Origin of the sequence: Photobacterium sanguinicancri (assembly GCF_002265265.1) — a bacterium.
In the GTDB taxonomy this organism is placed as follows: domain Bacteria; phylum Pseudomonadota; class Gammaproteobacteria; order Enterobacterales; family Vibrionaceae; genus Photobacterium; species Photobacterium sanguinicancri.
The window spans coordinates 1-13,751 of record NZ_NOIF01000143.1 but is presented as its reverse complement, the minus strand read 5'-3'; the positions used below and the strand labels follow the sequence as shown (position 1 = coordinate 13,751).

14 protein-coding genes are annotated in these 13,751 nt (G+C 43.7%); 10 read left to right on the top strand and 4 right to left on the bottom strand.

Features of this window, described 5'->3' with window-relative positions; all coding sequences use genetic code 11:
• Positions 1-49 precede the first annotated feature (49 nt).
• The gene (locus ASV53_RS17825) at positions 50-409 is read right to left on the bottom strand and encodes an HMA2 domain-containing protein (RefSeq protein WP_189337908.1); all 360 of its coding nucleotides are present in this window, start codon (positions 407-409) and stop codon (positions 50-52) included.
• A 151-nt stretch (positions 410-560) separates the two neighbouring features.
• On the opposite strand from ASV53_RS17825, the gene ASV53_RS17820 reads away from it, so the two are divergent.
• The 5 genes from ASV53_RS17820 to ASV53_RS17800 are packed head-to-tail and all read left to right on the top strand — an operon-like array spanning position 561 to position 4,376.
• A complete protein-coding gene (locus ASV53_RS17820; protein ID WP_189337907.1) occupies positions 561-878 on the top strand; it encodes an HMA2 domain-containing protein in 318 nt (105 codons plus the stop codon).
• A gap of 12 nt (positions 879-890) precedes the next feature.
• Positions 891-1,721, top strand: a complete 831-nt coding sequence (locus ASV53_RS26020; RefSeq protein WP_239928842.1) for a YtxH domain-containing protein — start codon at positions 891-893, stop codon at positions 1,719-1,721.
• Between the two features lie 3 nt (positions 1,722-1,724).
• On the top strand, positions 1,725-2,033 hold the full coding sequence (locus ASV53_RS17810; protein WP_094958074.1) for a magnetosome protein MamC family protein: 309 nt from the start codon (positions 1,725-1,727) through the stop codon (positions 2,031-2,033).
• Positions 2,023-2,319, top strand: coding sequence for a hypothetical protein (locus ASV53_RS17805; protein WP_094958073.1), 297 nt, complete (start codon positions 2,023-2,025; stop codon positions 2,317-2,319). Before ASV53_RS17810 ends, ASV53_RS17805 begins: the two co-directional genes overlap by 11 nt.
• Positions 2,316-4,376, top strand: a complete 2,061-nt coding sequence (locus tag ASV53_RS17800) for a heavy metal translocating P-type ATPase (protein ID WP_094958072.1) — start codon at positions 2,316-2,318, stop codon at positions 4,374-4,376. The genes ASV53_RS17805 and ASV53_RS17800 overlap by 4 nt, the downstream gene beginning before the upstream one ends.
• Positions 4,377-4,462: 86 nt before the next feature.
• On the opposite strand, the gene ohrR is transcribed toward ASV53_RS17800, so the two are convergent.
• Positions 4,463-4,930, bottom strand: coding sequence for a transcriptional regulator OhrR (ohrR, locus tag ASV53_RS17795; protein WP_094958071.1), 468 nt, complete (start codon positions 4,928-4,930; stop codon positions 4,463-4,465).
• Between the two features lie 149 nt (positions 4,931-5,079).
• Between ohrR and ohr the strand changes: the two genes are divergently transcribed.
• Positions 5,080-5,502: an organic hydroperoxide reductase Ohr gene (gene ohr / locus ASV53_RS17790; protein WP_062690625.1), complete on the top strand. Its 423-nt coding sequence runs from the start codon at positions 5,080-5,082 to the stop codon at positions 5,500-5,502.
• Between the two features lie 38 nt (positions 5,503-5,540).
• Positions 5,541-5,936 (top strand): DoxX family protein, encoded by a 396-nt coding sequence (locus tag ASV53_RS17785; protein ID WP_094958070.1) that lies wholly within the window; start codon positions 5,541-5,543, stop codon positions 5,934-5,936.
• Positions 5,937-6,120: 184 nt separating this feature from the next.
• Here the strand turns inward: ASV53_RS17785 and ASV53_RS17780 are convergent, their stop codons facing one another.
• Positions 6,121-7,236, bottom strand: coding sequence for a M20 family metallopeptidase (locus ASV53_RS17780; protein WP_094958069.1), 1,116 nt, complete (start codon positions 7,234-7,236; stop codon positions 6,121-6,123).
• Positions 7,237-7,418: 182 nt separating this feature from the next.
• Between ASV53_RS17780 and ASV53_RS17775 the strand changes: the two genes are divergently transcribed.
• From ASV53_RS17775 to ASV53_RS17765, 3 genes are read left to right on the top strand one after another with little or no spacing between them, the layout of a single operon-like run.
• A complete protein-coding gene (locus ASV53_RS17775) occupies positions 7,419-8,462 on the top strand; it encodes an ATP-grasp domain-containing protein (protein ID WP_094958068.1) in 1,044 nt (347 codons plus the stop codon).
• Positions 8,459-9,961 carry an ATP-grasp domain-containing protein gene (locus tag ASV53_RS17770; protein WP_094958067.1) on the top strand — a complete coding sequence of 501 codons (1,503 nt, stop codon included), beginning with the start codon at positions 8,459-8,461 and terminating at the stop codon, positions 9,959-9,961. The genes ASV53_RS17775 and ASV53_RS17770 overlap by 4 nt, the downstream gene beginning before the upstream one ends.
• 9 nt (positions 9,962-9,970) lie before the next feature.
• Positions 9,971-12,682: a M14 family zinc carboxypeptidase gene (locus tag ASV53_RS17765; protein ID WP_094958066.1), complete on the top strand. Its 2,712-nt coding sequence runs from the start codon at positions 9,971-9,973 to the stop codon at positions 12,680-12,682.
• 169 nt (positions 12,683-12,851) lie between these two features.
• On the opposite strand, the gene ASV53_RS17760 is transcribed toward ASV53_RS17765, so the two are convergent.
• Positions 12,852-13,580 carry an endonuclease III domain-containing protein gene (locus ASV53_RS17760; protein ID WP_239928840.1) on the bottom strand — a complete coding sequence of 243 codons (729 nt, stop codon included), beginning with the start codon at positions 13,578-13,580 and terminating at the stop codon, positions 12,852-12,854.
• Positions 13,581-13,751: the final 171 nt, after the last annotated feature.

Below are 13,751 nucleotides of genomic sequence, written 5' to 3'. Positions count from 1 at the left end.
AATTTTTACGATATGAAAAGATGAATATTGATTTTAAATATCACCGTTATTAAAGGCTCATGATCACGCGGCTAACAGATGGACCAACTAAACGTTTGAGTGCCATCATTGCCATACCTTTTGCGAACGTTTTAGTACCTTTAGTTACAGCATTCTCAATAAATGAAGGTTTATCAGCACCTTGCGTCCAGCCGTGGCTGGATAATGTATCAAGTATACTTTCACAATCTAGCTCATTATTATCAAAGCTGATGGCGACAGAGCCAGCATAGCGTTTGTGCTTGATCTGAGTGATCGCATCAATTTCCTCTAAGCTATTGATCAGCTCAGCGACGGAATCTGGATTTTGGTGAATATAGTCAGAACGGACACGTAAACGCTGGTTAGTTTTGTGAATATATGTGTTCATAGTATTACCAATAAAGATGCATTTGATGATGCGAACTATTTCTATTCGCAACAATATCACTCCCTTTGATTAAGCGCAAAAAATATTTGATTAAAATGTTTAACGACATGAAATTAAAAGCAATCTATTACTTAGTGCGTATAATCATCGCATGAAAAAACAAATAGATACCGCGCTTAAATTGCGCCGATGGTTGACGATTGGTCACCACATTCCCGGACGTATTCGACTGAAGTATAAGCTAGGACTGCTTGCACACCTTGCAACTTTCAATCGAGCGGATATTGAAAATACCTTGCAAAGCATTGCTGCTTTCAAGCAGTACAAAATTAATAATGCAACGGGTAGTTTGCTGATTGAGTATGACGCTAACATAGTAAAGCCGCATTTAATTGAGGCATTGTTCTCAGAATCTGAGCAAGAAGCGGAACAAGCATGCTACGCACTTGCCGCTTGTTTAGAACAATAAATGGAGCAATAAATGACGAAAAAAGAGAACGAAGGACAGCCAAGCGATCCTTATGCTCAACATGGTGATCAGCCCGCGTGGGATCAAACACCACCGCCGCCACATTATCAAGGTCATCCTTATGCTGGGTATCCACACCCTGGGTCTATGCATCCAGGTTATGCACATCCGAGTTATCCCCATCAAGGTCACCCTCATGCACAACCACACCATGTAGCGCATCATATGCCACCGCATGGCTACGGTTATCCGCATGGACATCCGCATGCTTTCCCTCCAGGGCACATGCACCCAGGTATGATACCGCCGCCTATGATGGGGCAGATGCCACCGGAAATGATGCAAGCGCATATGGCGCATATGGCGCAGATGCATGCAAGCATGATGCAGCCGCAATCCGAAGAAGCACAATCAGAACCCAACCCTTTATTTGATCAGGCCCAAGCAATGCTTGAAGGCGCATTAGGTGAAGAAGCGGGAATGTTTAAAGAAATTTTAGGGAGTTTTGGTATGAACGATAAAGAATTTTGGAAAGGCGCAATGGTTGGTGCTGCTGCGGCATTAATCCTAAGTAACGAAAATGTACGTAAAGGTCTAATGGGGGCGATTTCAGGTGCAGGTAATATGCTGAAAACGGGTGGCGAAGCAGTAAAAGACACTGCAACTCAAACAGCTGCATCTGTTCAACAGAATGTATCTACTGGCAATGAAATTTTCCGTGATACATACACTGCGGGTAAAGAAGGTTTTAAAGAGTCGGTTGAGCGTCACAACCAAGAATATCAAGCGCCAGAACAACCTGCGCAAGATATAGATAACACTCAAGACGGTGCTGCAAAGTAATTTATGAGTAATTCCACTGACAAATTAAGCACAGCTAGTCGAGCAATGATTGCTGGTGCCATCATAGGTGGGACTGCATCTGCGGCACGACAGTGGAAAGGGCATCAAGAGAATACGATTGAAACCAATGAAATGGTGGCAACCGTTGTAAAAGACTCTTTAAAAGCAGGGCTGGCAGGTGGTGCAGCAACGTATGTGGCTGACAAAATGGCCGGTCGTCCTCTGCTTTCAATGCTTACAGTTGTGAGTACTGGTGCAGTAGGCCTGTACCTGATGGATCAATACACGGGGAAAAAGAACAATGAGCAATAATCACCCATATTATGGCTACCCATACTACGGTGGTCAGCCTCAGCAACCAACGACTGAGGCTCCGTACAAAAAGCAAAACTCAAAAACGCACTTTGTAATGGGTGTTGCCGCAGGTGCTGCCGTTGCGTACTTACTTTCCAATAAAAAGTTCCAACAAGGAGTATCGGCAACCGGCGAAAAAGCATGGTCTGCAGTACGCGGTGAAGTTGAAGAGCTAAAAGAGCGTTTAGAAGATACTCAAGCGGAACTGGAATACTACCGTAACCTTCATAAAGGTGAAGAATGATCGAGGTGCAAGTTAGGCATCGCTTTCCCGGTCGTATTCGTTTCAAAGTTAATGCCTTAAAACAGTATCCAGATATTGGTGATTGGATTAAGCAAAGCTTATTAGCAATTCAAGGTATTCACGAAGTACGTGTGAACGGCAATGCGTGCTCAATTGTGATCCAGTATGAGCCATTATTACTTGATTGTAAGACGTTATCTGCTCGTATTGAGGCACTTAATTTTGAAGATGGCGAACAGTCTGAATCAGAACATGAGTTCACTCGTGGTGATGTTGCTCTTAATGTTATTGGTACGCTTTCAACTGCAATGTTACCAAAGCGTTGGGGGGCATTAGCGACAGCGACCTTGATTGCTCCAACAATAGCGGAAGGTATTAACGAACTGCGCGATAAGCGTGTATCGGTTGAAGTGCTCGATGCAATTGCGGTTGGACTGTCTGCGTGGCGCGGTGATTATAAAACTGCGATGTTGACTCAGAGCCTGATTAGCTTGGGTGAATACATGGAGCAACGTACTAGCCGCAGTAGTGATCAGTTGTTAGCTGACTTGATGAGCCCTAAAGAATCTTTGGTGTGGCGCATTAGTGCGGAAGGTAAGTCGAAGTGTAATTCATCGTCGCTGGTAGAAGGTGACTTGATTGAATTAATGCCTGGCGATGCTATACCGATAGACGGTAGAGTTGAATCTGGTGCGGCTTTGGTTAACCAATCAACGTTAACAGGTGAAAGTGTGCCAGTGCGTCGTGAAGAGGGTGCCGCAGTTTATTCGGGTACATCTATCCACGATGGTAGTATCAAGGTTCGGGTTGAAAAGGTCGGTAGCGAAGCAACAACGGCTAAAATTGCCAAGCTTATTTATGATTCACTCAGTGAAAAAAGTGAAATTCAGCAAGTGACTCAAGACATGGCCGATCGTCGTGTCAAAATCACGTTAGGCATCGGTGCGGCTGTTTTTGCGTTAACGCAAGATGTTAACCGATTAGCATCGGTCTTCTTAGTAGATTACTCCTGTGCGTTAAAACTCAGCACCCCGGTGACATTTAAATCGATCATGTATCGTGCAGCCCAAAACGGTATTTTGCTGAAGGGCGGAAGCGCGATTGAGAAACTGGTGAAAGTCGACACTTGTGTGTTCGATAAAACCGGTACGCTTACTTATGGCGATATGGAAGTTACCGATGTTGTGCCACTTTGCTCATCGAATTCTGCACGTGATCTGCTAGCTATTGCGGCATCAGTAGAAGAGCACAGTAGTCATCCGTTATCGCAAGCAATCGTTAATGCCGCCAAGCATAATGAGTTGCCGCATATTGACCATGGTGAAGTGGAATATGTGATTGCCCATGGTCTGCGCAGTACACTTAATCAGCATTGCTTAATTATGGGAAGTCGCCATTTCCTCGAATCACATGAACAAGTGGAATTTGCCGAGTATGACGAGGAAATTTCTCATCTAGAACAGCAAGGTCGCCACCTGATCTTCATTTCACACCAGAAGAAGCTGATCGGTATGATCGGTCTCCGCGATCACTTGCGTGAAGATGTTACACAGACACTTCACGAGCTGCGTGAGTCGGGCATCAATGAGTTGGTGATGATTTCTGGCGACCGTGCGTTCAAAGCACAAATGCTGGGTGATGATTTGAAACTCGATCGTGTGTTTGCAGAAGCAACACCCGAGAGTAAATCTGACATTGTCGAAGCGCTGAAGCAATCAGGTCGTACTGTGATGTTTGTGGGCGATGGTGTGAACGATGCGCCAGCACTCACCAAAGCGGATGTAGGTATTGCGATGTGCAAAGGCACAGAGCTTGCTCGTCAGGCGGCGGATGTAGTGTTGTTGAAAGACACACTTCATGGTGTTGCTCAAGCCCGTCAATTGGCGCAAGTGGCGATGTCGCTGGTAAACAGTAACATCAAACTCGCAGAGTACGTGAACAGCGGCATTATGTTTGCGGCGGCGTTAGGCATGCTAAAACCAGCAGCCAGTGCTTTGCTCCATAATGGTACAACGTTAGCGATTCTTGCTCGCTCTTTAGCTGCAAAAAATGGCTAGAGCGTTATCTCGAGTAATGGCATGAAATACCCAAAGCCCGGTTAATTATAAGCCGGGCTTTATTTATCAAGACAAACTATAAAGGCCTAGTTTTGTAAGTTTGCTAGTAACTTGTCACAACTAGCTTTGAGTTGTTGCAGTTCTTCAATTTCAAGTTTGCTTTTACAGAACATACTATTAGGGACAGAAAGCGCTTTATTTTTTAGCTCTGCGCCTTGGTTGGTTAAGAAAACCAAACGAATACGTTCATCTTCACTGCTGCGCTTTCTTGTAATGAAGCCTTTTGTTTCTAATCGCTTAAGTAAAGGCGTAAGAGTTCCTGAGTCCAGATGAAGATCATGGCCAAGATCTTTTACGTTAATGCCACTTTTTTCCCAAATAACCATCATTGTTAGGTATTGAGAATAAGTGAGATCAAGTTCATTTAGTAATGGACGATAGGCTCGGGTCATTGCATTTGATGCGCTATAAAGAGAGAAACATACTTGATTTTTAAGTAATAATTGAGTTGATTCCACTTCATTTAGGCTATGTTTATCAGTTAAATTCGCCATCTCAAACCCCATACTGAAAATAGATTGTGCACAATATACTTGTGTTTTACCTTTTAATCGACTTATACTTGCTGCAAATGAATTGCGCGCAATTTAATTGCTGGCAATCTAAATCATTTGTTATCGTATGTAATTTAAAGGACATCATCATGACGACACTGTACACAACGAAAGCAACGGCATCAGCAGGGCGTAACGGTCAAGTAACTACAGATGACAACATGCTAGATCTTGCTCTCAGCTACCCGAAAGAAATGGGCGGAACAGGTGAAGCAACTAACCCCGAACAATTGTTTGCTGCTGGTTATTCTGCGTGTTTTTCAAATGCGATTATTCATGTAGCACGAGAAATGAAAATCAAATTAACGCAAGCCCCAGTGACGGCTGAAGTAGGGATCGGGCCAAATAATGCGGGTGGCTTTGCATTAACAGTCGCGCTTGCTGTCGTACTCGATTTAGAAGAACAACAAGCGCAGCAATTAGTAAAAACAGCACATCAAGTTTGTCCGTATTCAAATGCAGTGAAAGGCAATATCGATGTAAAACTATCAGTTAATGGCGTTGCACTGTAATTCGATGATTTGTATCAGAGTGATTAAGGATAAATAGCATGAACACTCTATTGTTGACTGCTGGCCGTGTACTTTTGGCATTGTATTTTTTAATTCCAGGCATCATGAAATTTGTGTCGTGGGATATGCATATCCAATTAATGGAAAAGCATGACATGCCTTTTGTTCCTGTACTATTAGGGCTTGCTGGTGTCTTTCAAATTGGCGCTGCCGTTTTATTAATTGCTAACCGATTTACGTGGATAGTTGCACTATTACTTGCTGGATTAGTGCTTGTGATTAATGTGTCGTTGCATGATTTCTGGAATTACCTCGGCTTAGAGGGGGCGCACGAGATGCAAAACTTCATTAAGAACTTGGGTATTTTTGCTGGCTTGTTAGTGCTTTCTGGTCACTCAATGCCTGAATGCTTAAAAGCAAATCGTAAAAATTAAATTTGTTGCATCGGCTGCATGGTATGTAACACAGAAAATGTAGTTGTATGGTAGCAGTGCATGACGTAAAAGCCGCGGTGATAAACGTGGCTTTTACGTCAATTTAAATCAGCGGCTTGATCCCCCAAATAAGCAGAGGCCAAATCTCTACTCATTCGCAAACGCCCACTTTCGTTAAAAGTGGTTAGCAATCGGGATGATGGCTACGGCTGTAATGATGAAGGATTGCTGTTACCTCATTAATACGTCGAGCAAAACTCTTCTTAGACGCTCGCTCAAACTCAGTATGATCGCCATCGCCAAACGGGCCAAAGCCATCAAGGGTAGGGACACCTTCACCTGCGGTGACATTGGCATCGCTGACGCCGCCACGTTGTTCCGTTTTTAGCGGATAGCCAATGATGCTTGATAGAATATCAATAAGACTTTGCTGCGCAGGTGTTGGATTCATTACGTTACGCTGTAACCCGCCAGTCAGTTTTTCAGAAACACCTTCAACACCATGGAGCGAAATTAAGGCAGGAATAGCACGAAGAATGCGATCTTGTTCATCTAAGTGAGTGAATCGGGCTTCAACCATCAATTTAGCAAAAGGTGAAATGGTGTTGGTGCTTGTTCCTCCTTCCATTAATCCGACATTGACTGTGGTTCCTTTGGCAAGGTGAGTGAGTTCGGTAAGAACAATCACTAAGCGAGCGGCGGCAAGGTTGGCATTTTTCCCTACCGCATAGTGGTTGCCAGCATGGGCGGCGACACCTGTGAGTTCAATACAATAAGTGGCGACGCCTTTTCTGCCATTAACTACTTCGTGATCTTCACCAGCCGCCTCAAAATCTAGGCATGCATCGTATTGGCTTGCAATGCTAAGGGTGATCGCTTTGCTGTCATCGCTCCCTGTTTCCTCGTCGCTAACCAAGAGAAAATCAATATTGGTGATGCATCCATTTTTCTTAAAGATATTGCGCAGCGCTGTTAACGCAACAAAATTGCCGCCTTTCATATCACAGGTACCTGGTCCATATACCCATTCAGCATCTTCGGTAAATCCTTCAAACGTATTAGGCGGAAAAACGGTATCCATGTGACCGAGTAATAATAGCCGAGGTTTATTCGCTACAAATGGACTAGTGAATAGCAAGTGATTACCAATATGTTCACGAGGGTACGTTGTCATCGTCATCCCGAGCGCTTCAAGCCACCCTCGCATTAACTCGCCATTGGCATCAACCCCCGCCTTGTTTTGGGTCCATGAGTTGATGCTTACCAAGGTTTTTAAATCCGTAAAATCGATACGCGTCACAGCTTGATTCCTTCTTAGTGTAATTGCGTTCAACGGGCGATTAGTCGATGAGAACTTCCACCTAGGTCACTGTTATAAAGTTGATGCAACATTATGATGTGCAACTATATTAATATCTATTTTGGAATATTCAAATTCTCTTTTCGTATACTTTTGAAGTCGAGTGATTTAAGGAAAATGTTATGGCCACTCATCGTGTCGGTTTATGGATGTATCAAAATTCAGGTGGGACAGAAATTGAGCGAAAAATCGTCGCAAAGCTGAATGAGAGGAATGTCGAAGTCATTACAGGGTTGGATTTAAACGACGCTACTGCACATAACGGCAGTATTTTTTGCAAAGGTCAGGTAATGGAGGATTTGGATCTGTTTTTCTCGTACAACGCGGGACAGCAGGGACCTTTTCAAATGTACCTATACCAAACGCTGAGCAGTATGATTCCAACCATTAATAATTATGCGGCATTTGAGCTGACAGAAGATAAATTCCGCACCGCGCATCTTCTCAAGACCCACGCTATTCCGACAGCCGACCATATCGTCTGTAATAAACATAATATCCAACAAGTGAAGGAACACCTTCGGTTTTGGCAAGGAAAAGCGATTTGTAAGCCAGTGAATGGCTGGGGTGGTAACGGCATTATTAAACTCGAAAGTGAGCGTGATCTTGATTTATTGCTGCCGTATATCACGATGCAAAATTTGCCACAGTTCTATATTGAGCGTGTGATTGAAAACGATTACACCGATTACAGAATCGACATTGTTGACGGGAAATACGTAGCTTGCTACGGACGCCAAGCGGCAAAAGGAAGTTGGAAAACCAATATTACCAGTGGTGGCAGTGTGATTCAGCGTGAACCTACGCAAGAGGTGATCGATCTCGCGTTAAAAGCCGCAAAGATCACAGGGCTAGAAGTGGCTGGTGTCGACATTATTTACGATATCGAACATCAAGAATATGTGGTGCTCGAAGTCAATGGTATCCCAGCTTTCGCCACCCCGGATCAAGAGCGTTTAGGGCTCGATTTCAATAACACCAAAATAGATTACCTTTGCGATTTGATCGACCGAACGATTCGTCACCGTATCGATTTACCCTGTGTATCCAGTGAGGTGGGTTTAGAAATAGAGCAGCCTATCGATATGCCATCGGCTGTGAACGATATATTCAATGCTGATTTGACTGGAACTGCGGCCGCTACTATTAAGGACAAAGCGCTATGAGTTTATTGAAACCACAATTGCCAAAAATTGGAATGCTTTATTTAGATCATGTCTTACGTTTTTTTGATCGCTCTAATTTTCAAGGGTGGCCAGATAAAATCGAGCAAGTGATTTATCATTGGGGTAACGATAAGCAGCGCTTTATCAATGAAGTGAAGCAGAAGAAGATTGATGTTCTGATAGGTAATATCCCTGCGACTGCGTATGAAACCTTCCGTGATATTGCGAGGGCTTTACCGAATGTAAAATTTATTCCGTCGCTAGATAGCCAATTCAGCAATAAATCGAAAGAAAATGTGACCCACTTTTGTGAAAAGTATCAACTGCCGATCCCCAAGACGCATATTTTCTATCAGCCTGATGAAGCCTTGGCATACTTGCGTGACGCTGAGTACCCTAAGATTGTAAAACGCTCTTATGGTCCTTCAAATTATGGCGGGTATTTTGTCCATAAAGTCGATAGTGTCGACGAAGCGATACGTTTGTTCTCAGAGCGTCGCTACTTTCCTGCCTATATCCAAGACTTTGTTCCAATGAAAGCCGACATCCGCGTGATGTTAGTGGGCCACCAGCCTGTTTGTGCTTTCTGGCGTCGACCACCTGAAGGGGAATGGTTAACCAATACTAGCCAAGGTGGCAGTATGGATTATCAAGATGTACCCCGTGAAGTTCTCGATTTAGCGGTACGAGTATCGAAAGCGGCGCAAGCTGAATACTGGGCGTGTGATATCGCCGTCAGCACTAAAGATGAGTACACCATTTTAGAATGTGCCACGGCCTTTGCCGCTTTCCCCTATATTCGAGATTGGATTGGACATTACTTAATGTGGCAACTCGCCCCCGCGCAATTTACTCAGCCTTATTTTGCAGATCGTAACTGGGAAGAGTTAGGCAAAGTGGATTCATCATTACTGCGTACTATGCGCCATATTCAATTTGGTCATGCCAGTGAATCGACCGATACAGGTGAATACGCACCCGCTGATGAACATTATTCGCTGTTAAATACCTATCATGAAGATGATGAAGAGTGGCCAAGTGAGGCATGGAACTTCCAAGATCTGAATAAGGGAAAACTCAAAGATTCATACTTTGGCTCAGCGCGCGAGCAAACTCCAAATAACCCAATGGCTGAGTCTGATTCATTCGAATCTTTTCTATCTGAATTGAGTTCTGAAAATGATTTAGATACCGGAATTGAAGACCTTGCCAAATTGATGAATGGCGAGGGTGACGTTCAAGGTGTTACCGAGCTCCAAGATCTTACTGATGCTCAAAAGTCCGTTGTCATTGAATCACAACAATTAGTTAATTTTTTCATGTCGGTAAAAGGGATAGGTCACGGTTTAGCCACTGAGATAGTTGATACCTTAGGTGTTGATGGCACCTTACGTATTTTGAATGATCAGCCAGAACAGCTCATGACATTCCGTAATTTAAAGCAGAAAAAGCTGGATGCTATCCTCTGCCAGTGGCGTGAGTGTGAGCTTCTCAACTAGGGATAAATGATGAAAAAGCAATATTTGTCGTATCAAGACACAATAGACTTTCTCGCCCAAGCAATGGAAAAGCACCCGAATTTGATCCGCTTAGAAAGCATCGGTGAAACCCATGAAGGGCGGCCGATCATGATGGTGACAGTATCGCAAGATGTCGCCTACGCGGATCTTAAACCAGCACTGTTATACACGGGGACCATTCACGCGCGAGAGTGGATTGGGATTGAACTGGCGGTTAACTTTGTACAGTACTTGTTAGATAACTACCCAAGTAACCCAGATGTGGTTGAAGCACTAACTCGCAATACTCTTTATATGGTGCCGTGTTTAAATCCCGACGGTTTTGAATATTCACGCCAGCATTTTTCATTCTGGCGTAAAAATCGACGAGACAATGGAGACGGTACTTTTGGGGTCGATTTGAATCGAAACTTTGGTATCAACTTTAAACGCTCAACTAATACTCAATCTAATATTTACGGTGGCCAAGCTGCATTTTCTGAACCAGAGACTTCAGCCATTAAAGGGTTTGTTGAAAGCCACAGTAATATTCAGATTGCCTTAGATTACCATTCCCAAGGAAATGTCTTTTTCCCTGCGCATAAGTTTAACCATGAAGCCGAAATTGAAGGCACAGATCTGAATATCATGTGCGCCAATATGGCGAATGAAATCTACAAAGTGACGAAGCGCCAGTACGGTATTCATCGTGGTAAGCCACCCGCCAATTTGATCCACGGTAGTGGCCGTGAGTATTACTACGATCGCGGTATTTTGTCTTCGGTAGTCGAAGTGGGCAGCCGCAATATCCCTGATTATCTGATCAATATGTCGCAAAGTGTGGATGAGAATATCCCCGCACTGCTTTATGCGTTAGGCACTGCGATCAATTACTCTGATTTAGCACCCAAACGGCCGGAAAACTTCACCACCAAAGAAGTACTCGCTAATCAGGTGGAGCTTACATGGGATGATGGCAATAGTGATGTTAGGTGTGATGACTGCAAAGACAACCAAACAGATGAAGTACAAAGTGATCAGGACGGGTGTTACTACCAGATTTACCGCAGTGAATCGCCCAAGTATCAATGTACTCGAGAAAACCTAATCGCGATAACTTCGCAGCATAGTTATATCGATAAGCAATTAAAATCGGGTCATCGTTATTTCTACAACCTGCGCAAAGTGAACCGACTTAATCGCATTAAGTCACCGTTTGCTCCTGAAGTGAAAATTAAAACCTGCTTAGAAAAAGATGAATTTGCTTTCACCTTATTTCCAAATCCTGAACAGATTGGCTATGTCGGTGAACTAACGGCAAGTCAGAACCGAGAACATTTTGGTAATAACTCGCTCTTTATTGGCGTGAACAAAACCAAAGGTGCTTGCTATGGGGTGATAGATTTCAATATCGATCGATTACCCGATGATGCGATCATTAAAGATGCGGTGTTCTCTTTGTATCCGATGAACCGTGTTGGCGCCAAAATAGAAAACTATGGAGAGTGGTCGGTATCTATCCTTAACCCAGAAGATATTAGCGATATTACCGATTTTGCACAGATTCAATCAGCGACGGCGATTCAAACTTTAGGCGATGCCATCGATTCAGACCAACTGACACAAGGGATCTGGAAAACATGGCGATTTAGTGCGCTTGAGAAAAGGCTGGTGGAGGAGCAACTAGAAAAAGGGCGCTTGTTATTGCGTTTGCAAGGGCCTGATAGTTTACCTCTGTGTAACGACTCGCAGATGATGCAGTTTGATATTGGCTACGGACGCTTTGGCGGTGGGATTCATTACCGACCAAACCTAGATTTAATCTATACTCGCAAACCGTATCAAGTCGCGCTATCGGCAACCGACTGTCATACCATAGAGCGAGAAGCACATTATCCTGCTGAACTACGTTCAGGATTTGATTATCAAGGTGAAACGGTATTTGGTCAGGTCGGGTTTTCGTTATCGTGCATCAGTAACAGTGTCGATATTGCGATTACCCAAGCTTACTTTGAAATCGAAAGTGGCTCGCTAGTAGGGCTAGATCAACATATGCGCTTTACGGTTGAAATGGCCGAACTCGATAGCCTTGATTACTACAGTGTGAAGCACAGAGAAAAAATTGAGTTTATTGGTTATGAAGTGAGTAGTGAGGATTTAGCGAAGTCACCTCGCCAGCGCTTCATGTTTGATAGCTCGGCACGGCAATACCTAGAGCAACTCCATGCCGAAGGTAAGCATGTCACGCTGATCATCCGTGCGACATCGGCCTCGCGTCAAAAAGAAGCCATAGTTGATTGGTATGGCTTGGAAGATGAGCACCGCCCACAGCTGGTGATTGACTATATTGAGCGTCGTCATCAGGCGTTGGAATCGCCACAAAACCTTGAAGCACAATTGCAAGATGGTGCAGTGAAGTTGACGTGGGATAATCCAGAACATAATGATTTTGTTGGCGCGTATGTGGTACGCAATAGTTTCCATCCGCCACGCTCACCGTTTGATGGCGTGAAGTTGTATGCAGGTAAAGACAGCTACACCTTTGATCGATTCGGCAATGCTAATATTCCCAAATACTATTCGGTATTTAGCTACGATAATGTGCCGAATTACTCTATTCCTGCGATGATCAAATTCAGTACCGATGAAGTGACACCTATCATCTGCGATGAATTTGAACCGCAAGATGAAGCTGAAAAACGTTATCGGGACGGTGAGTAGCCCACAGTGCTCAAAGAATAAATATAGATAGCATTTATTCGGTTGTTGTTGATTGCCCGCTCATTAAGATGGCTTTCTTTCCGGTGGGTATAATTGGCGGTTTTTTAAAATGATAGCAAAAGGCTTCTGTAGGGAAGCCTTTTTTATTTGGAATAAAGTAAGGTTGAGTCTATTTCTTTTGATCAAGAAATATTGGTTTAGGCGTATCGGCTAAATGCGATTGCCCAGTTACACAGGTCAATCTAAGAGGGCAGTGCTGGCACTTAGGTTTGGGGTTACAAAAGGCTTGTCCATGGTCGACCATCAAGCCGTGGTACAAAGCATAGCGAGCCGTATCAAGAGGAATAGCTTGCTCCATTAAATCGTGAAATCGTTCATAGCTTTTGGGAACAGTAAGGCCATTTCTCTCAAAGATACGACGCGTATAAGCATCAATAACAAAAGATGGCTTACCAATCGCATACACTAAAATAACGTCTGCAGTTTCGCCACCAATCCCTTTCACGCTTAATAACTCTTTGCGCAGAGTTACTTTATCTTGTGCGCGCACTTTGTTGATTTCGTATTGGTAACCCTTAAACCAAGCCGTCATCGATTTTAGCTTAATGGCTTTTTGATTGTAGTAACCACTGGGTCGAATGCTTTGTGCTAATTCCTCTAATGACATGGCTGCGATATGTTGCGGGAATTTATTCTCAGCTAGATTGCTCAGCGCTTTATCGGCATTCTTCCAGTTCGTATTTTGCACCAAGATAGAACCTAGCATGATTTCGTACGGATTATCGTTCGGCCACCAAATATAATCACCATAGTGCTGCACCAAGGTGTCAAAGATACTTTGGATGAATGTGAGTTGGTCTACGGGCTTTGTTGGCTGTTGTTGAGAGTGCTGTATCAAGATTAACCTTAGAGCTAATGTCAGTAAAAAGGATGATCGCATTCCATAATTCTAGCTGACAGGCTCAAAACGGAGCAGTCCGTCGTTACAGAAATAGCGCTAAGTTAATAGGGATGATGAAGTTGATATTTACCTTCAGGGAAATAGTTATTTTAAAGGTCAGCATTTATA